19 protein-coding genes are annotated in these 21,573 nt (G+C 60.1%); 5 read left to right on the top strand and 14 right to left on the bottom strand.

Annotation, left to right across the window (positions count from 1 at the left end):
* Nucleotides 1–19: 19 nt before the first annotated feature.
* The 5 genes from WC811_RS07525 to WC811_RS07545 form a co-directional block, all read right to left on the bottom strand.
* A complete protein-coding gene (locus WC811_RS07525; protein WP_372642603.1) occupies nucleotides 20–1,642 on the bottom strand; it encodes an ABC-F family ATP-binding cassette domain-containing protein in 1,623 nt (540 codons plus the stop codon).
* A gap of 193 nt (nucleotides 1,643–1,835) precedes the next feature.
* Nucleotides 1,836–2,882 carry a zinc metalloprotease HtpX gene (locus tag WC811_RS07530; RefSeq protein ID WP_372642605.1) on the bottom strand — a complete coding sequence of 349 codons (1,047 nt, stop codon included), beginning with the start codon at nucleotides 2,880–2,882 and terminating at the stop codon, nucleotides 1,836–1,838.
* Nucleotides 2,883–3,067: 185 nt separating this feature from the next.
* Nucleotides 3,068–3,535: a hypothetical protein gene (locus tag WC811_RS07535; RefSeq protein ID WP_372642607.1), complete on the bottom strand. Its 468-nt coding sequence runs from the start codon at nucleotides 3,533–3,535 to the stop codon at nucleotides 3,068–3,070.
* A gap of 89 nt (nucleotides 3,536–3,624) precedes the next feature.
* Complete coding sequence (locus WC811_RS07540; RefSeq protein ID WP_372642609.1) at nucleotides 3,625–4,500, bottom strand: hypothetical protein; 876 nt, start codon at nucleotides 4,498–4,500, stop codon at nucleotides 3,625–3,627.
* A gap of 700 nt (nucleotides 4,501–5,200) precedes the next feature.
* Complete coding sequence (locus WC811_RS07545) at nucleotides 5,201–6,142, bottom strand: SH3 domain-containing protein (RefSeq protein ID WP_372642611.1); 942 nt, start codon at nucleotides 6,140–6,142, stop codon at nucleotides 5,201–5,203.
* Between the two features lie 388 nt (nucleotides 6,143–6,530).
* Between WC811_RS07545 and WC811_RS07550 the strand changes: the two genes are divergently transcribed.
* Nucleotides 6,531–7,436, top strand: coding sequence for a polysaccharide deacetylase family protein (locus WC811_RS07550; RefSeq protein WP_372642613.1), 906 nt, complete (start codon nucleotides 6,531–6,533; stop codon nucleotides 7,434–7,436).
* Between the two features lie 107 nt (nucleotides 7,437–7,543).
* Here the strand turns inward: WC811_RS07550 and WC811_RS07555 are convergent, their stop codons facing one another.
* From WC811_RS07555 to WC811_RS07565, 3 genes are all read right to left on the bottom strand, one after another.
* Complete coding sequence (locus WC811_RS07555) at nucleotides 7,544–7,993, bottom strand: hypothetical protein (protein WP_372642615.1); 450 nt, start codon at nucleotides 7,991–7,993, stop codon at nucleotides 7,544–7,546.
* A gap of 96 nt (nucleotides 7,994–8,089) precedes the next feature.
* Entirely contained in the window at nucleotides 8,090–9,835 is a 1,746-nt protein-coding gene (locus tag WC811_RS07560) for a cytochrome c biogenesis protein DipZ (protein WP_372642617.1), read from the bottom strand.
* Between the two features lie 220 nt (nucleotides 9,836–10,055).
* Nucleotides 10,056–11,090, bottom strand: a complete 1,035-nt coding sequence (locus tag WC811_RS07565) for a glutamine synthetase beta-grasp domain-containing protein (protein ID WP_372642619.1) — start codon at nucleotides 11,088–11,090, stop codon at nucleotides 10,056–10,058.
* Nucleotides 11,091–11,540: 450 nt separating this feature from the next.
* Between WC811_RS07565 and WC811_RS07570 the strand changes: the two genes are divergently transcribed.
* Nucleotides 11,541–11,771 (top strand): DUF2735 domain-containing protein, encoded by a 231-nt coding sequence (locus WC811_RS07570; protein ID WP_372642621.1) that lies wholly within the window; start codon nucleotides 11,541–11,543, stop codon nucleotides 11,769–11,771.
* A 245-nt stretch (nucleotides 11,772–12,016) separates the two neighbouring features.
* Here WC811_RS07570 and WC811_RS07575 read toward each other — a convergent pair whose 3' ends face one another.
* Nucleotides 12,017–12,946: a glutaminase gene (locus WC811_RS07575; protein WP_372642623.1), complete on the bottom strand. Its 930-nt coding sequence runs from the start codon at nucleotides 12,944–12,946 to the stop codon at nucleotides 12,017–12,019.
* Nucleotides 12,947–13,107: 161 nt separating this feature from the next.
* Nucleotides 13,108–13,917 carry an SDR family NAD(P)-dependent oxidoreductase gene (locus WC811_RS07580; protein ID WP_372642625.1) on the bottom strand — a complete coding sequence of 270 codons (810 nt, stop codon included), beginning with the start codon at nucleotides 13,915–13,917 and terminating at the stop codon, nucleotides 13,108–13,110.
* 114 nt (nucleotides 13,918–14,031) lie between these two features.
* Between WC811_RS07580 and WC811_RS07585 the strand changes: the two genes are divergently transcribed.
* Entirely contained in the window at nucleotides 14,032–15,069 is a 1,038-nt protein-coding gene (locus WC811_RS07585) for a GlxA family transcriptional regulator (protein ID WP_372642627.1), read from the top strand.
* 320 nt (nucleotides 15,070–15,389) lie between these two features.
* Nucleotides 15,390–15,596 (top strand): hypothetical protein, encoded by a 207-nt coding sequence (locus tag WC811_RS07590; protein ID WP_372642629.1) that lies wholly within the window; start codon nucleotides 15,390–15,392, stop codon nucleotides 15,594–15,596.
* A gap of 31 nt (nucleotides 15,597–15,627) precedes the next feature.
* Here WC811_RS07590 and WC811_RS07595 read toward each other — a convergent pair whose 3' ends face one another.
* The gene (locus WC811_RS07595) at nucleotides 15,628–17,229 is read right to left on the bottom strand and encodes an alpha/beta hydrolase (protein ID WP_372642631.1); all 1,602 of its coding nucleotides are present in this window, start codon (nucleotides 17,227–17,229) and stop codon (nucleotides 15,628–15,630) included.
* Nucleotides 17,230–17,402: 173 nt separating this feature from the next.
* On the opposite strand from WC811_RS07595, the gene meaB reads away from it, so the two are divergent.
* Nucleotides 17,403–18,404 carry a methylmalonyl Co-A mutase-associated GTPase MeaB gene (meaB, locus tag WC811_RS07600; protein WP_372642633.1) on the top strand — a complete coding sequence of 334 codons (1,002 nt, stop codon included), beginning with the start codon at nucleotides 17,403–17,405 and terminating at the stop codon, nucleotides 18,402–18,404.
* A 74-nt stretch (nucleotides 18,405–18,478) separates the two neighbouring features.
* On the opposite strand, the gene WC811_RS07605 is transcribed toward meaB, so the two are convergent.
* The 3 genes from WC811_RS07605 to WC811_RS07615 all read right to left on the bottom strand — a co-directional run bounded on the left by WC811_RS07605 (nucleotide 18,479) and on the right by WC811_RS07615 (nucleotide 21,419).
* Nucleotides 18,479–19,102: a hypothetical protein gene (locus WC811_RS07605; RefSeq protein ID WP_372642635.1), complete on the bottom strand. Its 624-nt coding sequence runs from the start codon at nucleotides 19,100–19,102 to the stop codon at nucleotides 18,479–18,481.
* 213 nt (nucleotides 19,103–19,315) lie between these two features.
* Entirely contained in the window at nucleotides 19,316–20,428 is a 1,113-nt protein-coding gene (locus WC811_RS07610; protein WP_372642637.1) for an alpha/beta hydrolase, read from the bottom strand.
* A 241-nt stretch (nucleotides 20,429–20,669) separates the two neighbouring features.
* Nucleotides 20,670–21,419, bottom strand: coding sequence for a Crp/Fnr family transcriptional regulator (locus WC811_RS07615; RefSeq protein WP_372642639.1), 750 nt, complete (start codon nucleotides 21,417–21,419; stop codon nucleotides 20,670–20,672).
* Between the last annotated feature and the right edge of the window lie 154 nt (nucleotides 21,420–21,573).

A 21,573-nucleotide genomic window follows, 5' to 3' on the forward strand; every position in this document is an offset into this window, starting at 1 on the left:
TGCCGTCCGCGAGGTGCGTTCAACCACGCAAACCGGGCGCTTCCTGGCCCGTGCGCTCGACATACTCCGTGTAGCCGCCGCCGTACTTGTGGATACCGTCGGGCGTCAGTTCCAGCACGCGATTGGACAGCGCAGCAAGGAAACGCCGGTCATGCGAGACGAATAGCATCGAGCCCTCGTACTGCGAGAGTGCGGTGATGAGCATCTCTTTCGTTGCCATGTCGAGATGGTTCGTCGGCTCGTCCAGCACCAGGAAATTCGGCGGGTCGTAAAGCATCGTCGCCATGACGAGGCGCGCCTTCTCGCCGCCCGAGAGCACGCGGCACTTCTTCTCGACGTCGTCGCCGGAAAAGCCGAAGCAACCAGCCAGCGAACGAAGCGAGCCTTGTCCCGCCTGCGGGAACGAGTTCTCCAGAGACTGAAACACCGTACTGTCGCCGTCGAGGAGATCCATCGCGTGCTGTGCGAAGTAGCCCATCTTCACGCTGCCGCCGACATTGACGATCCCTGTGTCCGGCTGCGTCGAACCCGCGATCAGCTTCAGAAGCGTTGATTTGCCGGCTCCGTTGACACCCATGATGCACCAGCGTTCCTTGCGACGAACTTGGAAATCGAGCCCCTCATAGATGCTGCGGCTGCCGTAGCTCTTGTGCACACCCTTGATGCTTACAACGTCTTCGCCTGAGCGCGGCGGCGTTGCAAATTCGAACATGACCGTCTGGCGGCGTTTGGGCGGTTCGACTCGATCGATCTTCGCCAACTGCTTGACGCGGCTCTGCACCTGCGCCGCGTGGGACGCGCGCGCCTTGAAGCGCTCGATGAATTTGATTTCCTTGGCCAGCATCGCCTGCTGACGGTCGAATTGGGCCTGCTGCTGCTTCTCGGAGAGCGCGCGCTGCTGCTCGTAGTACTCATGGTTGCCCGCATACGTGGTCAACGAGCCGCCGTCGATCTCGACGATCTTCGTGACGATCCGGTTCATGAACTCGCGGTCGTGCGAGGTCATCAACAGGACGCCTTCGTAGGCCCTGAGAAAATCTTCGAGCCAGATGAGACTTTCCAAATCGAGATGGTTGCTCGGCTCGTCGAGCAGCATGGCGTCGGGGCGCATAAGAAGAACGCGGGCCAGCGCCACGCGCATCTTCCAGCCGCCCGATAAGGCGCCGACATCGCCGTCCATCATTTCCTGGCTGAACGAAAGTCCGGCGAGCACTTCGCGCGCTCGGCCTTCGAGCGCATAACCTCCCAGTTCCTCGAAGCGGCCCTGAACCTCGCCGTAGCGTTCGACGATCGCGTCCATCTCGTCAGCGCGGTCGGGATCGGCCATTGCGGCCTCTAGCTCCGCCAGTTCGGCCGCGACCGCACTGACAGGACCGGCGCCGTCCATCACCTCAGACACGGCGCTTCGGCCCGACATCTCGCCGACGTCCTGGCTGAAATAGCCGATGGTCACGCCGCGATCGGCGGAGACCTGACCCTCGTCGGGCTGATCCTGGCCGATGATCATGCGGAAGAGTGTCGTCTTGCCGGAGCCGTTCGGACCAACGAGACCGACTTTCTCGCCCCTATTGAGGGCGGCCGAGGCTTCGATGAAAAGGATCTGGTGGCCGTTCTGCTTGCCGATATTGTCGAGACGGATCATGTGCGCGCTTTATTGAGCGCTGGCTGCGACGGCAAGTGCCGCCGGATCGCCGTGCGCATGGGGCCCGGTCACGCCGGTAAGGCGGCACCTTTAGGCCATGCGGCAAGCCCACGGAAGAGTGTTCCGGGCCGCCGCGACATTCGTTCTCAAGTGGGTTTGGAGTTCCCCAGCCCGCCCAGAGGTAGCCGTGGCGTCAGCGTGCGCCGCAAGGCGATGACGCGCGCAGGTGACCGATACGCTCGCTGGTCATCGGGTGGCTGCGGAGATACGCATCGAGACGATCTTCGATGTGGCTTTCGGGAATGCCATGCATCGCGCGATGATGCCGTTCGAGTTTGGCGAGCGCACTTTCGAACGTCTTGGCGTCGCCCGTGAGTACCAAAGCGAATGCGTCTGCCTCGATTTCCCGGAAGCGCGAGAGTGAGAGCATCAGAAGCTCGGCGAGCGCGGGCGCGCGCTCGAGAAGCCAGCGGAGCGAGGATTGCGGTTTCGAATCGCCGAAAGCCGCGCTCGTTGCCAAACCCTCGGCAGAAACGTCGTTGATCGCACGTTGAAAATTTGCGGCCCACGTCATCGTGAAGCTGTCGCCATTACAGATGTGCGCGATCTCGTGGGCGAAGATCGCCGCGACTTCCTGCGTCGTCATCCCGCGCAGCAGTCCTTCGGTAAAGGTGATGATCGCGTCATCGGGGCCGCCGAATGCATAGGCGTTCATCGCCCTGTGCCCGGCAATTACGCAAATTCGCGGTCGCCGCTGCAGCTTGGCTCGCCAGCAAATGAGATCGATCTCGGCGAACAGTTCCGGTGCATCCGATGGCGATAATGTCCGGACGAAGAAATGTCCGTGGTGAGTGTTTTGATTGAGTTGGCTACGGTCGAGCCGATGGGCGCCGCGTGCTACGGCGCGTTTGGCACCCTCGTCGCCGCCCGCGATCCAACCGCATGACGCCAAAAGTAAGAGCAGGCCGGCGCGCACCTGCCGGGACATGCGGTCATTTTCAGCGCGGGCGGGAGGTGCTCGATGCGTCGAGTCCGGATCGGCATTGCGCTCGAATAGAGCGAAGGCTCGTTGGAAATCGAATGCGGCGCTGCCCGGAATTCCATCGACATGGAATGACGGCCACCGATCGTGGTGGAGGTTGGTGCCGAAATCTTCCGAGAAGGTCACGATATTCGCTGTTCCCCGATAAGCGTCGTAAAGCTTATCAGGAGTTTTGCGAATTTCGCGCCAGTCACGCACTCGATCGTCAAAAAACTGACGAAAACGGCGCGCGACCACGCAGATGAGCTTTATCGGTCACGGTTCTCGCGGACACGTATGCGCGCTCCGCCCCCGGCAAACCGTATCCAGCGAAAGAACGCGCCAACTCGAATCAAACCGAGCGGCGCGCTCGTTGGACCCAATCCCAGGATCGACGGCCGCACTCAGTGCATGGCTTTTCCCGATCCGTTTTGCTCGCCTTGGGTTCTTTCGCGAATGGGGGGCAACTCGGGCCGAATGGAGCGGATGACTGCGACGGCGCGATAAGCCTGCAGGATCAGCGCGAGCGCCGATTGATAATCGCGTGCATCGAATGCCCGACGTGCCTGCTCCACAACGCCGTTATAGGTGTCGAGGCCAGGATAACGCCCGGCATTCTTCTGCAGATAAGCCGACACGTTGCGCAGAGATTCGAGGATGATGTCCTCTGTGAAGGCGACCGCCGCTTGGTGCTCGAGTTGCGCGGCACTGCCTCCGCCGATGTACGCCGCGCCTTGATGGCCGAACGCATCGGTCTGGAAACGCATGAGCAGAGGCACGAGGTTTTCGAGCAGCCCGATGAGCGCCTGTGTATCTTCGCGCGAGTCCTGCGGTCTGCCGCTCTGATCGGAGCGCTGTTGATCATTCGACATTCGTGTTTCTCCATTCGGGAATTGGGAAGGAAGCGCCATCCCCCAGGGGCAGCGCTTCCGATTGCGTCTCGAACGAGCGGTTGCCGTGACTAGGCGGCACGCTGCTGCATGTTCGGCTGCTGGTTGATCGCCTGAAGGTTCGCGATCACCTGCGGGAGAGCCGCCGTCAACTGACGCACGATCTCGCCGACCTCGACCTGGTTCAGCTGACGCTGATTACCTTGATTGCCGCCGAAGGCGGCTTGGCTTTGATTGCCGCCAAAGGCCGCCTGACCGAAGGGGCCGAAGGCGTTCGGCTGGTTCTGCCCGAAAAGCGAAAGCTGATACGGGTTCTGGTTTCCGTACCCGTATGCGCCCTGATTGTACTGACCGGGATTATGCCAGCCTTGGTTATTAAGGCCTTGATTATTCCAGCCCTGGTTGTTCGAGCCCAGGCCGCCGCCGTAGGCTGCGTTTGCGTAACCTCCGTGCTGCTGCGAGCCTTGCAACAGCCCAACAATCTGAGGAAGGACGGGAAGGATTTGGCGAACAACTTCGTTGACGTCCTGCTGGGAGAGATTGCGGGCCGCCGGTCCGTAGGCCGCGCCGAAACCCGAACCGTATCCGCCCTGTCCGAAGGCGGCTTGCGGCTGCTGGGCCTGGGCGATGACCTGCGGAAGGATCGGCAGCAACTGGCGAACGACTTCGCCGACGTCCTGATGAGACAGCTGCCGCTGCGGCCATTGACCGCCGAATTGGCCACCGAAGTTCTGGTTCCATCCCTGGCCGCCTCCGAAATTCGGACCATAGCCGAACGCTGGCTGGCCCAAGCCATTGCCCCAACCGTGCTGAGGCTGGGCGAATGCCTGCATACCCGTGCCCCATGCCTGGCTCCACGCCTGACCTGGGTTGCCGTTCCAGCCGCCGCCGTAGGCGCTGTTCGGATTCTGTTGGAATGCGTTATGGAGATTGTCGCTGTGAATCATAGTCAGGTACTCCTCGAGCGATGATTGACCATCGATGAAGGGAGCCGCACCACGATATGGTGAGGCCTGCCTAAGATGCGCGCCATGCAGCACGCGCCGTCAATTCAACGGCGACTGACAGGTGGCATTCATATCGCGCAATTCCAGAGTTCAATTCAAATTATTTTCAGAATTTAATTCCATGGCCTATTCAATAATTTCAGCACATCCTAGCCAAATAGAATAATTCTTATTAGATCTCACATTGTGATAAAAATAAACCCCCCGTCCATCCTCTGCATATTGCGTGCCGTTTTGAATTTTTCCAGAACTCTAAGCTACTGAAACATAACAACTTTCTTACGACATATATTTCATATTCAAATCCCAAATCGATTTTTGATATTTCGCGGCATTATTTATTCCGTCAGGGAAATCCTGCGAACGAAATGACGGGAAACAATTCTCACGTATTAAGCTCGACGGCCTAATTCGGAATGCATATCCGCAAACCAGCGTTTATTTTCGCATCACGCCGAATTGTAATTCGCACTCATTGGCGATGCCGTATCGTTGGAGGCGCGGCAGCGGCGCAACGCGCCTTGGCCGCAGGCGATGTTGGGCGGCGAGTGCCCGCGGCGACTTCGTGCTACTGCTCGAAAGGTGCAATCAGTTTCTGCGCGGCCACGTACAAACTGGCTGGCGCGCCCAACCGGCGCGATCAGGGCGTGGCGTCCCAATAGTTCAGATCGGTCGCGGCGGTGGTCTCAGCCACCGTCTCCTCGGCAAGATAACGCCGATTGACCCAGCCGATCAACGTGCGGTGCTTCACAGGGCACCAGTCATTCAAGCACGGCCCGGTAATCGTGATGCCGTGACTGTCCGACGGAATGCCGCCGACGCTCTGATAATCCGGCGACGGCCCGTTCCGAATGTTCAAGACGTCGGCGGGATTGACGCCTGCGACCCGAAACGGCTTGCGGACGATCTTGGGAGTCTCAACTTTCGCAATCTCGACTTTCGCGGCTTGAACTTTCGCTGCCCGAACTTTTTCGGACCTGAAGAATTGGGGCTTCACGGACTCGACGGCGATCGTCTCGTGGCGGTTGGGACGAACGGCGGGACGCGGCGCCGGCACATGCAGCGCCACCTCAACGGCCTCGGTGCGATGTGTAATGATTGCCGGGACAGCGGCGGCGGCGGACTTGTGAGCAGAAACGGCCTGGTTCGCGTCGGCCTCGGGCGAGTTCGCGGCCATTAGGACGTCGCCTTTTTTCTCCGCGAGCTTTTGCACGGGCATCACCGGTTTCTTGGCATCAGCAACGATCACGGCGGGTTTCACGTCCGGCTTATTCTGCTCGACGATGGTTGCCGTTCCAGTGTCGCCATCGTCGCGGCGCCATGACATTCTCTTACCGTCCACGCTGATCGTCGCGCAGCGTGGTTCGGCGTCGAACCAGCGAAACCATTTGAAGCAGACTTGATCGTTGGCGACCCACCAGCGGCCGCGATCCTTGGAGGCGCCCAGCACTGCTCCGAGGGCGGTACCCGCCTCGCCCGACATTAGACCGTCGTGACCGATCCGAACCGAGACTGTACTGCCGACCGGTGTATCCAGCGCCAGCACCGAACCGCTCAGCGTCGTTTTGATCGCTTCACCCATCAGCCGGGTTTCCCCAGCGGCCACAGGGCTTGCGGCAAAACAACCTAACAACAGTACGAACTTGCGCACATCAGCTCCTGGTCGGCACGAATTAAGGACTTTGCTAGCTAAGTGTGGCAGAGATTCGATTGCGACCAGGTAAATGAACGTGCGTTTACGACCAACGCCCAATGCGATTTCCTGACTCAGGCTTCGGCTTTATCTGTCAGGGGTCGTGGGACAGCAAAAGCGTTGACCGCAATGCCGAGCGCCTTCGCAAAATGTGTCTTTGCTACGCCGTGTTGTATTGACGAACCACCTCCGGCCGAGCAGAAGTCTCGACCGCGACTGATGGGCTTTTTTTGTGACTTTGGGTCGCTGATTTTTTTGCTCTTTGGGGGTGGCCAGGATGAGGCCGATTTGGAAGCGTAGCTTTGTCGTTCCGGCCCTCGTCGCGGCGGCACTTTCGATGCCGCAGCAAGCGCGCGCGGACGACACTTGCCCGGCCGGGACGCTCGGCGTATCGCGAACGATCGAAGTCGACACGACCGGCGGCCCGTGGTTCGGCGAGCCTCATGGCGATCGGAATTTCCTGGCCCCGGGGGAAGTTGTTTTGACGTTTGACGATGGTCCGTCGCCAAACGACACACGCGAAATTCTGGCGGCGCTCGCCAAGCAATGTACGAAGGCGACATTCTTCATGGTCGGAGAGATGGTCGTCGTACATCCGGAGATGGTCAAAGAGGTTGCCGCGCAAGGGCACACCATCGGCACCCATACGTGGACGCATCCCAATGTCGCGCGCTTGACGCTGCCCGAGTTGAGGCACGAAGTCGAAGCGACGTTCGATCTCGTGCAAAAGAATAGCCCGGTGCCGGTCGCCCCGTTCTTCCGGTATCCCTATCTCAGCAGCAGTCAGCTCTCGGAAGACTACTTCAAGAGTCGCAACATCGGGCAGTTCGCCGTCGACATCGATTCAAACGATTGGCGCGTTCGAAGTTCCGCTCCGGTCGTCGCGCGAGTGATGGCCGGTCTCAAAGCGCGCGGACGCGGCATCATCCTGATGCATGACATTCACAAATGGACTGCCGACGCCGTTCCGCAGCTTCTCGCGAAGCTGAAGGCTGGCGGATACAAGGTCGTCCAACTCAAGGCCAAGGCTCCCGTCGAACTCATCGCCGACGTAACACCGCCGCCTCCGAAGCCCGCGATGACGCGCGCCTCGCGCAAAAGTCGTCACAAAAAATTCACAAAATACTCGACGCGCTCGCGACGGGCGGCGCTTTCCGCACGGAAGTCCACCGCAATAGAGTAGCGACAAGACAAGCTCCGAGCGTGGCGAACGCATGTTCGTCCGTGGTCGATATTTTCCGTGCACCGGCGAAATTGCGAAATCGGAATGAGCCTTCTGGCTATTCGCCGTCAGCCTCGTGTATAGTCGGTCGGTGGTGTGCGTCGATTCAACGCGAAGCGCCCGGAAAATTCAATTTCAACAGAGCCACTTCGACCATCAATATCCACACGATCACAGCGGTATTGGAAGCTGCTCAGGAGGCTTGGTCCTCCGGGAGCGTCGAAGGAGTTCTGGACAAATACGTAGACGATCTCGTTTACATTACGAATACCGGTGGTCCCAACGGCGAAACTTTGACGATTCGGGGAAAGGAAAATCTCCGCCGCCGCTTCAATGCCGCGATGGATATCGTCGACAGCAGAACGCACATACAATCCATTCGCGGCGAGGACTGCGTCGTCCGGACTCGACTCACCGCCGTTCTGAAGCATCGGACGTCCGGCCTCGTTCTGACGTGCTCGCTCCGCCAGATCCTTCGCTTCGAGGGATTTCGCATCGCCGAACAGCAAGATTTTCACGATGCCGCGAAGATGGCAGCGTTCTGGCGGATGGTCGGCGTGTCTCTTAATCGCGTAAACAGTCCTGTTTCAGCCGTACCAGCGGCCGCTGACACGTCATCCGAACGTGAACGCAAAGGCTTGAACTCCGGGATCTAGAAACTCGATCGTGAAGACGCGATCCGTAACCGGACCGGCTTGGCGGACGAGCTGATAAAGTTTCTGCGTCGTGACCGTACCGTTGCCGTTGATATCCGTATCGGCGCCGTGACTGTCTCCCGGGGCTTTGCCATCGATCGTCACCTTGAAACGCACAGGCTTGCCGTCGGGGCCGGGACCCAAGACGAGGTGCAAATCGCGGGCGTGAAATTTGTAACCGATGTTGCCGTTCGCGACGTTGAGCGTTGCGTGTTCGGGCGTGATTGTCCAATTGCCGCCCAAAGCCCAATCGTTGAGCTCGGCGGGTGCGCCGCTATAGTCGTGCGACGTGTCGTGAACCGCCCCGCCCGGAGAGACGAAGTTTTCCGCGCGACGATAGCCGACGTAGGTCTCGGGCGACTTCACGGTACTGGACGCACCGGCTTCGATGCCCGAGCCGCTGACCGAGACCACGCCGGTCGCGACGTTCTTATGCCCGGCTTCCGTGAGCAGCTTCTGGATGACGCGTTCCGAACGATCGTAACTGCCTTCGCCGAAGTGGTGGTGACGGATGTTTCCTTCGGCGTCGATGAAGTAGTGCGCCGGCCAATATTCGTTCTTGAAGGCGCGCCAGATCGCATAGTTGTTGTCGATCGCAACGGGATAGGTGATGCCCAAATCTGTGACCGCGCGTTTGACGTTCGCGATGTTCTTCTCGAACGCGAACTCAGGTGCGTGCACGCCGATGACGACGAGCCCCTGGTCTTTGTACTTCTCCGCCCAAGCTTCGACGTAGGGAAGCGCGCGAAGGCAATTGATGCATGAGTAGGTCCAGAAGTCGATCAGGACCACTTTTCCCTTTAGGGCTTCTCTCGTCAGCGGCGGCGAATTGAGCCATTCGACGGCACCGTCGAGCGGCGGCATCTTGCCTTCGACCGGAAGGTTGCCCTCATCCTCGGTCGCATCTGCGGTCTTCAAGTTGTCCGACATCGCGCCATGACCGCCGAACGCGTCAACAAGGCGCTGCTCGATCGTAGCGGTGCTGGCGAGCGAAAGGCGAGTCAAGGCGCCGGTGTCCGCGCCCAAGGCGATGGCGCCAGCCGCGACAAGCACGAGAACGCCGACACCGCGACGGACCCATTCGCCAACGCCCAACGAGCGTTTCATCGCGGCGAACACGCGCCCGCCGGCGAGCAATGCCAGGGCCAGGGATGTCGCGGCGCCGGCGGCATAGGCCAGCAGAAGCAAGGACGTCATCGCGCTCGCGCCGTTGAGCGCCGCGCCTGTCAGAATGAGGCCGAGGACCGGCCCAGCGCAGGGCGCCCAGAGCAGCCCGATCGCGACGCCGAGCAGAAGCGAGGGCCAGATCGCAGCACGTCCTGCAGCGGCCTCATCGGCTCTTTGCGACAGCCTGCCGCCCAAGGCGACGAGCGGTTGCGAGAGACGCTCGGAGAGTTCCGGGAAAACGAGCGCGAGACCGAACAGAGCGACCAGAAACAGCGCTGCGTAGCGGCCGTATTCGTTCGCCGCGACTGCCCAGCCGCCGCCCACCGCCGCCAAAGTCGCAACGACGGCGAACGCTGCCGCCATGCCGACCAGCGTCGGCAAGCCGCTTTGCAGGAAAGGCTTGTCGGCGCGCGCAAAGACGAACGGCAGGACCGGCAGGATGCAGGGACTGACGATTGTGAGCACACCGCCGAGGTATGCGAGGAGGAGCAGGAGCATTTCCGATCTCTTATCGTGAACGTACTGTCATGTGCCGGCGGGCCGCCCGTGAGCGAGCGGGGACACGTGGATGAGTACGTAGCGTCGAGTCGGAGCGTTACAATGTTCGGGGCGATACGAGCCGGGGAACGGTGCTGCGGCGCAGCGGAGGAAAAGGGCGTGTTGGTGGCCCAGATAGACTCATGGCGCCGACTGGTGAGAGCCGGCGCCATGAAAAGCGTTAGGCAGCCTTGGCGACGGCGACCGGCACAGCCGAGATCGTCTTCAGGATCTGCGAAGCGATCTGGTATGGGTCGCCCTGCGAGTTCGGACGACGGTCTTCGAGGTAGCCCTTGTAGCCGTTGTTCATGAAGGAGTGCGGCACGCGGATCGAGGCGCCACGATCAGCAAGACCGTAGCTGAACTTGTTCCACGGCGCCGTCTCGTGCTTGCCCGTCAAACGCATATGGTTGTCCGGACCGTAGACAGCCATGTGGTCCATCAGGTTCTTATCGAATTCCTTCATCAGGGCCTCGAAGTATTCCTTGCCGCCGGTTTCGCGGAGGAAGGTCGTCGAGAAGTTCGCGTGCATGCCCGAGCCGTTCCAATCGGTGTCGCCGAGCGGCTTGCAGTGATATTCGATATCGACGCCGTACTTCTCGGTGAGGCGCTCCAGCAGGTAGCGAGCCATCCACATTTCGTCGGCGGCCTTCTTGGAGCCCTTGCCGAAAATCTGGAATTCCCACTGACCCTTTGCCACTTCGGCGTTGATGCCTTCGTGGTTGATGCCTGCCGCGAGGCAGAGGTCGAGATGCTCTTCGACGATGGTGCGAGCGACGTCGCCGACGTTCTTGTAGCCGACGCCGGTGTAGTAAGGGCCCTGCGGTGCCGGATAGCCAGCAGCCGGGAAGCCAAGCGGACGGCCTTCCTTGTAGAAGAAGTATTCCTGCTCGAAGCCGAACCAAGCGCCGGCGTCGTCAAGGATGGTGGCGCGCTTGTTCGTGGAGTGGGGGGTCTTTCCGTCCGGCATCATGACTTCGCACATCACGAGGACGCCGTCCTTGCGGGCCGGATCCGGGTAGTGGGCAACCGGCTTCAGGACGCAATCGGAGTTGCTGCCTTCAGCTTGCTTGGTGGAAGAGCCGTCAAAGCCCCAGTTCGGAAGATCCCCGAGATCCGGAAACGAGCTGTATTCCTTGATCAGCGTTTTGCCGCGAAGGTTGGGCACCGGCGTGTAGCCATCGAGCCAAATATACTCAAGCTTATACTTCGTCATTCTAGACAGCTCCCTAAGTTGACGTTCTGTGAATTCCTAGCTGGTGCGCGGCCGCCGATAGCGCGACGGGCCGCACAGGCCCGAAGACGTGGGGGGCGCGGTAAACGGGCTCCGGCGTTGGTGAGGAACTGCCGTCATTCGGAAACCGCCGTCACGCCGTCGGGCAACGTAAATAGCGGCTTGATAGATGCTTCGAGACGCATTCCCGGCGCGGAGACATTCGCTCTCGACCTGGGAATCGGCAGTCAGCATCCAACCTCCACAAATGAAGCATGCCCATCAGTGCCAAAGGCATGTGGCGGAACGCAATCACAGCAATACGCGTTGACCGCCGCTGGTGATGCTACCGAAAGATGCAAAATCAAGCATGCCTATAATATATGCAAATGCTGATTTTAATTGAGGCATCAGCAAAATCAGGAGAATATCCTATATAAGTGACTGCGTCGGATGGCCGACGAAACGAACCGAGAGGCGAAAATGACAGAAAGGCAGATGCGACAAACTGCAAAAATCTACCAGTTCCCACAGGGCGGACGTGCGTCTTTGCACGGCCAGCGCTTGGTTAAGTCAGCGGCTTCACTCGTCCCACCGCGCGGCGTTGGACACATCGAGTTTGGCGCCTGCTGGTATCATGAAGTCGCCATTCAAGATAACGCCGAGATGGTGCGTTGGAATTGAGCAGCGATATCGCGAGCGTATGTGAGCTCGCCCGCCCCTACGACACGGTCCGATAGACGACGCGCGAAAGGTTGACCCTTTTGCGCGCGCTGGTGTGATCGTCCTTATGATTCCAAATTTATCGAAATTTGTGGGCTTTTTGCTCGTGGATGAATTGAGCTGGCCGCGGTACGCGGGCTATTCTTTTTGACTGCTTCAGCCCGCAGACACGTGGCCCCGAGAGGCCGCAGCGCCGGCGCTGCGCTTTATGCGCCGAAGATCGACCAGCCCATTCTCTTGGTGAGCTTCTCCAGCGCCATCTGTCCCAATCGCGAATTTCCGGACGGATCGAGGCCGGGCGACCAGACGGCAATCGAGGCCTGCCCAGGCGCCACCGCGATGATGCCGCCGCCAACGCCGCTCTTACCCGGCAGACCGACCCGATAGGCGAATTCGCCCGATCCGTCGTAGTGGCCGCAGGTCAGCATGAGCGCGTTGATCCGACGCGCTCGTTCGGGTTGAACAACGGCCAGCCCGGTCGACGGATTGCTACCAAATTGTGCAAGAAAGCGTCCGGCCATGGCTAATTGCCGACAAGACATGGCGATGGCGCAGTGGTGAAAATAGACGCCGAGGGTGAAATCCACAGGGTTATCGAGGACGCCGAAAGACTTCATATAATTCGCGAGAGCGGCGTTCCGGAACCCTGTTCGATGCTCGGATGCAGCGACCTCGTGGTCGATCATGATGGTCGGATCGTCGGCCAGGAACTGCATGAACCTCAAAATTTCGCCCAAGGCCTCGCGCGGCAGATGGCCTGACAGGATGAGGTCGGTCACGGCAATCGCGCCGGCATTGATAAAGGGATTGCGGGGAATGCCCTGCTCGCGTTCAAGCTGGACGACGGAGTTGAACGGGCTTCCCGAAGGTTCGCGGCCGACGCGTGTCCAAAGCCGGTTTCCAACTTTTCCCAGCGCGAGGGTCAGCGTGAAGACCTTTGAAATGCTCTGGATCGAAAAGGGCGTGTCGCCGTCGCCGCCGACCACGACGTTGCCTTCGTGATCGATCACGGCGATGCCGAAATAGTTGGGATCGACGCGCGCCAGCTCAGGGATATACGACGCGACCGTACCGCGCTCCGACATGGCGCGCATGTCATCGACAATCTCTTCGACAACCGTCTCGAGCTTGGTCACGGGCCATCCCATCATGCAATTGCGAACTCACCACCTTCTAGCGGTCAGTCGTCAAATCGCACAAGTTCCGGTAACGGATGCGGACGGAATCGCGGCGCCATGAAGCACCGCGCGCCAAATTGCGCGCGGTTTCGTTCTTGATCTGGTGAGGTTGCTCTCGCTTAAACCGCTTCCGCCGTTTTTACGCCGTATCGCGGCGCTGGACTCACATTGCTGAGCTTGCCGGACAAGACTTTCCGGTCTGCCTCGTATTTCGTCCAATCGTTGCCGTCCTGCAAAGCCGGGATCGTCACGATCTCGCCGCTGTCGAGGCCGACGAGCGACGCATCCACCATGGCCTCGGCAGACATCACCCACGACGCCGGCAAGTTCGAGTGCGGCAAGCCAGCGATGTCCCAGAATTCGGTCGCCGTGGCTCCGGGAAGAACAGCCTGGATCCGAACGCCCTTATCCGCCAACTCGTGTTGCAGAGACTGTGAGAACGCCAGGACGTAGGCCTTCGAGCCGCCATAGACGCCGTTGAGCAATTCCGGCGCAACGCCAACGATGGAAGAGATGTTGATGATCGTTCCCTTGCCGCGCGATACGAACGCGGGTGCGACGGCATACGTCAGGCGGGTCAACGCCGTGACGTTCAGGTCGATCATCTCGACCATCTTGCCGATGTCGGATTGGAGAAGTGGGACAGCGGAACCGAAACCGGCATTGTTGACGAGCATCGTGATCGCAGGATTTTCCTTCAGGACGGCTTCGACTTTTGCCAACGCCGCCCTGTCGTTCAAGTCGGCGGGCAGAATGGTGATCGACCGGCCTGTTGTGCTCGCGAGGCGCGCGGCGACGTCCTTCAAGCGCGCTTCATTGCGGGCGACGAGGATGAGATCGTATCCCCTTTTTGCTAGGCGGTCGGCGTAGACGGCTCCGATGCCACTCGATGCTCCGGTGATTAGGGCGGTGCCTTTCGATGCGCTCATGACGTACTCCGATCGTTGTTTGTTGAATTGAGCGTTACGTAGGCTTGCGGTGCCGCGTCTGAAACGTCATATATGGGGCGTTTCAGGACATACGATCCGGAAGGGCTGGTTTTTATGCGCGTTGGATTTCTCATTTATCCAGGATGTTCGGTGATGGGGCTGGCGGTTTCCAGCGTGTTCGAGATCGCGAATGCGGTTCGCGGAAAAAACGTCTACGACATGCAATTCCTGTCGGAGAACGGCGGACAGATCAAAAGCTCGGCCGGTCTGGTATTCGAGACGAAGCGCATTAGCGGCGCCGCAATCGACACGCTGATCGTCGACGGCTCGAATGAGCCGACGGCATCGTCAGCCGCCATCATCAAATATCTCAAAGCATCGGAAAGGCGATGCCGGAGGGTCGCGTCGACCTGCACCGGAGCGTTCGTGCTCGGCGAGGCGGGATTGCTTGACGGCAAACGGGCAACCACGCACTGGCTATTCGCCCGGCTGCTGCAGGAGAAATACCCGAAAGCAAGCGTTGACGACGATCGCATCTTCATCAACGACGGCAAGATTTGGACATCGGCCGGAATGAGCGCCGGCATCGATCTCGCCTTGGCGCTTGTCGAAGCCGATTTCGGTCCCGACACCGCGCAGTCGGTCGCTAAGAAGCTGGTGCTCTATCACCGCCGTTCGGGCGGGCAATCACAGTTTTCCGAATTGCTCGAACTCGCGCCGAAATCTGATCGAATTCAGACGGCGCTCGACTACGCGAAGAAGAACTTGCATTTGCCGCTCACCGTCGAACGGCTCGCGGAAGCGGCGCATTTGAGTCCGAGGCAATTCTCGCGCGCGTTTCGCGACGAAACGGGGCAGTCTCCGGCAAAGGCCGTCGAAGCTTTGCGCGTCGAAGCGGGCCGGGTCCTGATGGAGCAGAGCCGGCACCCGATCGATGCAGTCGCGCGGCAGATCGGTTTCGAAGACCGCAGCCGGATGCGGCGCGCGTTTCTGCGAGTCTTGGGGCAGCCGCCGCAGGCCATCCGCCGGAATGCTCGTCTCACAATCGAGGATTTTCGCGGTGAGGAAAGCCAGCGGGACCACGCCGGTGCGCGAACCACTGCTTCGCCCAAACGGCAACGGTCGGCACGGGACAGGGCATCAGCCGCCTAACGCCGATCCGTCTGACGCCTGCGTAGCCGACGGCAAGTGCCACGCCGCCGCTCGGGTGCGCGTTAACTTCCGCGCGGAGTTTCCATGCGGCCGCGGGGCTTTTGCGCTTTACACCTATCCGACCATTTCGATCGATATGGTATTGCCTATTCCCCGGGGGCGCATGCGGCCACGATTTTTTGCCGGTCAAGGCGCAGTTCTTGTAGAAAGGCGCTACAGGCGCTTCGCTGCTGGCCTTTCGATGGATAGCCATACCGCTTCAAACCTGGAACTTTATGCCGATCCTCTCGTTCTTTCATACCGGTGCTGGAGGCTGAGCCGTGAACGGATATTTCCTCGATGTTCTTCTGGGCCTATCGCTCATCGGCGCGCCCGTCATTTTCTGCACGCTCTTGTACTTCGGCCTGAAGATTTCCCACGAAACGGATGGCGGCCTAACCGGCGGGGACAGATCGCCCAAGGCCGATGCACCGGCAGAACGCGGCCAGAACACGAAAGACAAGCCGCCTAGCGCTCTCGCCGGATAGCCCATCGCGCGAATGGCGAATGCATTAGCGCTCAATTGACCGCCTGAAAACGCCAGTACTTCCCGACCGGGCTTTCAACCGCCAAGATGCTGTTGAGCCGCTTATCCGGCGGGCGAATGCCAAATTTCACGAGAGCCTTCACATCGTCCAGGAGCGCCGGATTTTCAGCATAGCCGGAATGGTTGAGGCCAAGCGCGTCCGTCGAAACCGCGGTGACATCGACGGTATCGACTCCCGGAACGATCAAAGGTCCGTCCTTCGGGATGTCCCCAGCGCGCGGGACGCCCCCCCAAAACCGCGCCGAATATCCGAGCGCCCGGTCGTTCGACGCGGCGTAGAGCGTCACGCCCTTCGCGAAATTCGTTATCTCACGCGCGATGATGTTGAACTTGTCGCGATCGACGTCGGGGGCCGCGAGGATGACTTGGCTGATGACGACGCCTTGTGGAATCTTGGTCTTTATTCTCTCAAGCACGCGCAACAGCAGCTCGTTGCCCATCGAGTGCGCGATCAGGCTGATGGATTTCGCGCCGCTCTTTTGGATCACCATATTGAGAAATTCAGCGAGCATCGGCTCTGCCTGCTCGACGCTGCCATGATCGTAGGTGTAGCTCGCGACCTTGCCGCCGGACGGCCAGCTATAGACGAACGGCACGCCGTCAAATCCCAGATCGTAAGCGATTTGCGCGGTGCGATAGAGAGCACAGTCGAACGAAGTGTTGAAGCCATGAATGAAGACGAAGGCATGATCCTTAAAGGTCGATGATTTCGCCAGTTGCTGTTTCACGAGCGCCAGCATCTGTTCTTCGGTGAGGCTCGTGATCTCCTGCAGAGTGAAGTGCTTATCGGGGTCTTCTTTCTCGGCGTAGATTTTGATTTTGAAGTACGGAATTTCAACCTCGAGCGGCCGCTCGATGTGCGGAACCTTATGGCTCAAGGGCACCGTGATCAGCGCGCGACCGAGTTGCAGCTTGTGGCCGCGTTCGGCGCCGAACTGCAGGCGTGTGGGATCGGGCTCAACCGCACGATCCGTGCCGTAGAAGACCGGAACGACCTTGTATTTCTTGTTCGGGTCGGCTTCGACAGTGGCACGTCCGGCAATACTCGGCGCGGCAGGCGGCGGGACCGCGGCAACCGGCGGAGGCGGTGGGGGAGGAATGATCACGGAAGCATCCACTGGCGGCGGAGCTGCTTCGACGGGCGCGGGAGGCGGAGGAGGCGGAAGGGCTACCTCGCCCGACGCTTGCGGAGCTTCTGGGGCAGCGCCGCCGCTTGCACTTTGCGACGGTTCCGATTTGTCGCTGTCCATTTCGTCAGAAGGAGTTCCGGGCGCCGGCTTCTTGTATTTCTCGTGCTGGGCGGACTTTTGCTCCTCGGCTTCCTCGTCCTTCGCGGCTTGCCTTTGTTGCTCGGCTTCGGAAGGCTCGGCTTCTGGCGCGGGCGCTTCCGGGGCGCTCGCCTGCGGCGCAGGGGCTCCTGCGGATTCCCCCTCGATGGAGCGCGATCGGTTGTCGGCCTTGTGCATCTTGGGGGCTTCGGTGCAAGCTGCGAGCAGAGCGCACGCGACAAGCGCGGTCAGGCTGGCCTTCATGAGCGATGCCGGCCGACGCCAGCTTTTAAATGTGGAAATCACGCTACCCTCCCCCATAACGCCGCCCCTCTCCAGGCTACGGAGCTTGAGCTCAGCAAGCAACCGGATCTATGGCATGGGATTGTGACGACGGAGAGCGAAATCCTGCCTTGCAGCGGGGTGCTTTTCCTGTCCAAGGTCGCGGCTTCGAACGAACAGGATTCAGCATCTCAATCATGGCCGCTACCGCGCTCTCAGCACACAAAATTCCAGTCTCCGATTATGTTGCGGGCATCGCTAACGGCGATCGGGCGCTGCTGGCGCGCGCGATAACACTTGTGGAAAGTTCGAACCCCGAGCACGGCCGCATCGCGCAGCAGGTGCTGCAAGCGTTGCTGCCGAAAACTGGAAACGCTGTTCGGCTTGGCATCACCGGCGTTCCGGGCGTCGGCAAATCGACGACGATCGACCAACTCGGCATGAACCTCATCGCCGACGGACATCTCGTGGCCGTGCTCGCCATCGATCCGACGTCGAAGCGATCGGGCGGCTCAATTCTCGGCGACAAGACGCGCATGAGTTCGCTGGCGCAGGAGAGGAATGCGTTCATCCGGCCATCGCCGTCGTCGGGGACGCTTGGGGGCGTGACGCGACGCACGCGCGAGACGATGGCGCTTGTCGAAGCAGCCGGCTTCGACGTCGTCATCGTGGAGACGGTCGGGGTCGGGCAATCGGAAGTCGCGGTTTCGGATATGGTCGACTTCTTCCTGGTCCTTCTGCTTGCGGGCGGCGGCGACGATCTGCAGGGCATCAAGAAGGGCATCATCGAGATTGCCGACATGATCGCCATCAACAAGGCGGACGGCGATAACATCAAGCGCGCGGAACGAGCGGCGGGAGATTACAAGAACGCCCTGCAAATCTTCACGCCGCATGGCGCGACGTGGTTTCCGCCGGTGCTGACGGTTTCGGGGCAAGACAATCGCGGCCTTAAGGAGCTTTGGGCGAAGGTGCTGGAGCATCGCAAAACTATGACTGATACCGGTGCCTTCGATGCCCGCCGTCAGGCGCAAGCCGTGTCTTGGATGCGCGACATGCTGGAAGATAGGCTGATGGGGGCGCTCAAAGCCAACCCGGACGTTGGCTCGGAGCTTCCCAAGATCGAGGCGTCCGTCCGCAACGGCACGCTGCTGCCGACGCTCGCCGTCGACAAGGTCATGGCGATGATGGGCCTTTAGAACGTCCGAAATGGAAGCGCCCGGGGCTCAGACCCCAGGGCGCGTATCTCTTGCGTTTTATGCGCGGCGACTGCCTATTGCGAAATGCTGCCGGTCTCGATGAGCTGCTGCGTTGCCTTCACAGCCGACAGCGAGTTTTCGATTTCTGCATTCCGCGCGGCTGCGAATTGTTCTTCCTGGCGCGCGGCGGAGACCGCGGCCAACGACCTTCCAATATCGGCGTTTCGTTCTTCTGCGAACTTGGCTGCCTCATAAGCCGCCATCGCGGCGTCGATTTCCTGGTTGCGTTCTTTTTCGAATTCGGCCAGCCGAATGGCCGCGTCCCGCGCCATCGAGGCGTCAGCGATGGCATTCTGCTCGCGCTCGAATTCAGCCTCGTCTGAATCCCGTGCGTCTTGCGCGCGAGCATTCGCGGCTGCGATCAGAGACGCGTTGATCTCGTCATTGCGCTCGCGATTGAATTTCGCTTGGGCCGATGCAGCGCACGCCGCCTCGATTTGTTCATTCTGAAGCCGCTCAAGTTCTGCGGTGCGTGCGGCTTCTACGCGGGTCATAGAGGTTTCGATTTCGGCGTTGCGCTCGCGCGCAAAGTCGGAATTCGATGCCGTAAAAGCCTCGTCGGCAAAGGCGGAATTCCCCTCGGCGGGGAGTGCAAGTCCGGTCAGGACAATTGCGAATAGAATGCGCATGTATGACATTGGAGTTTGATCCTCGCTCGAAAACGAATTGTGCGGTTTTCACCGCCGGCTGGATCCAATTTGAATCTATTTTGCTTAAAATTGCGTGCATCTCAGACAAGCAAAAAAGCTGCAATTCTGCGCACTTAGCAACATCGCAACCGTAAGCAATCGTTATCAACTACGACGGTTTAATTGCGGCGGCCCGATGATGGGATCGATCATGCTCCAATATTAAGAAGCCAAATGCGCGTCGAAGAAATGCGCGATCTCGCCGAAGGATTCTTGCGTCTCGGGGACGAAGGGCGTGAGGAATTGGGCGTGGCTTTCGCCCTCGAAGATTTGCAGGACGGCATTGACCCGTGCTTGCCGGAGCTTGCGATGTGTTCGCACCGTGTCGCTCAAAATCAGGTCACGCGTGCCGGACGTCAGAATCGCGGGCGGGAAGCCGCTGAAGTCACCGAAGAGCGGGGACAATTCGGGGTCGGTGAGATCATGCGTTCCTGCGTAGAGCGCGGCGGCCGCGCCGACCCAGCCGGAACGCGAGACCAGAGCATTGTCGACATAGGCGTTCGCCATGACCGAGTCTCCCGACCAAGTGAGATCGGCGCACGGGCTCGCGGGCGCGATGGCGCCTGGAAGCGGAAGCCCTTCCGACTTGGCGCGGAGAATTGTCGAGAGCGTGAGCGCGCCGCCGGCCGACGTTCCGAAGATTCCCATTTTGCTTGGCTCGTAGGATGCCAGCAGGACGCGCCAGACGGCTGTCACGTCATCAAGAGCCGCGGGAAAGGGAAAGTCCGGCGCCATTCGATAGTCGATCGAGACGACGCGGAATTTGCCATAGCCCGCCATCATCATGCCTTCGCCCGCGCCCGCCTCGCCCGGAAACAAGACGTAGCCGCCGCCATGAATATGCACGAGCAGCCGGTCGCGATTGTTCGGGGCGATTTCCTCGGGCGTGATGACGAATACGGGCACACCGGCCATCGTCGTCTGCTCGACTTTAAGGCTGAAATGGTCGCGAATGGCGGTGATGGAGTTGGCGACACTGGCTGCGCTCTTGAAGGCGAGGTCTTTCCATCCGGTTGAATCTTGCGGGACGTCGTTCCAGCCGAGGGGATAAGGCGCGCCGATGACCGCCTGCAATTCCGGGCTGACGGTTTTTGGAACGGGCAATTCGCGCGCGGGGATCAGGCGCGGCGCCAGACCCGTAGCAGCGGAAGACGGGGCCGCTTCGTCAGCCTTGGCCACCGACGGCAAAACCGCAGCCGCAAGCGAGCTTCCAAGAAATAACCGCCGAGAAAACGCGATTGGTTTCTCAAGCGCCGAAATCGGAAATTGGCTCATGGTCGCTCCTCTGCGGTGCGGGAACGAGGAACTTGCATTCGCCTTCCTGCGTCAAGGCGGGAAAACGACCGCCAGCAACGCCGCGCGCTTGATTGTTCGGTTATCGCCCCGTGGAGCGGGCATGCGCCGCAGTCCGCTCGGCCGCCGGATCGGCCGAGATTTCATTTGCTCGTGAAAGCGGAAACCGCGCGAGACGCGACGCTCATCGTTGCGGCGCTACGCCATAGCGGCGGAGAGCTTGTTATTGAATGGCGGCGAGCAGCTCTTCGTTCGAGGGCGCGGCCCACGTCAACGGCACGTCCGTCCGCTCGGCCGCAATGTCCTCAAGCGCCGAAATGTCTTTGAGACGCAGCCCATGTGGCGGCGCCGTCTCGACCAATCCGCGCATTTCAAGTTGCATCAACGCAAGCGCCAGAAGATCGACGCTCAGGCCGAGGAAATCGGCGATGACGCCGCAATCGACCGTATCGTCGATCAACGCCGGATCGCCGCCCTCGTCGCCGATGCGATGCGAGACGGCCACCAGGAATGCGGCAAGGCGTACCATCGGCCGTTCACGCGCCGACTTCGCCAAGCTTTCGCGACGGAACGCGAATTCACGCTCGATGGCATCGTGATGGCGGGCTTTATTGTGGGCGTCGTTGTCGATGAGATCGTCGACGGCATCGAGATCGAAGCAGCGCACCTTGGTCTCGACAGTGGCGCGGGCATTCGCCGAGTGCCTATCGAGGAACCCCAAACCGATCAGGTCGCCCGCGAGCACATGCTCGATGACTTCGATCGTGAGGTCGGCACGCGTGCGGTAAACGCAAATGGCGCCCGTCTCAACGCGATAGATTTTGGTTTTGATATCGCCCGCCTCGAACAAAAGTTCATTCCGAGCGAGATTGCGGACGACTGCGGCCGTAGGATCTGCGTCCCGGCTGGCCAGCGCGATAACATCAACGAGGCTTGCACTACAGCCGTTATCGGTGAATTCCATCCGCAGCATACTCAGAACTCCACACAACAAACACGCGACACGGCGCCAACATTACGTGCACGGCGCTCTAAAAAAACTTTCGCAACAAGAAACGAATTATCGCGCTCGAAATACCGATATTGCGAGCATTACGCAATAGAGAGCGCAAAGTTTATTTTGTCGC

It is taken from the genome of Hyphomicrobium sp. (genome assembly GCF_041659645.1).
Taxonomy (GTDB): domain Bacteria; phylum Pseudomonadota; class Alphaproteobacteria; order Rhizobiales; family Hyphomicrobiaceae; genus Hyphomicrobium_B.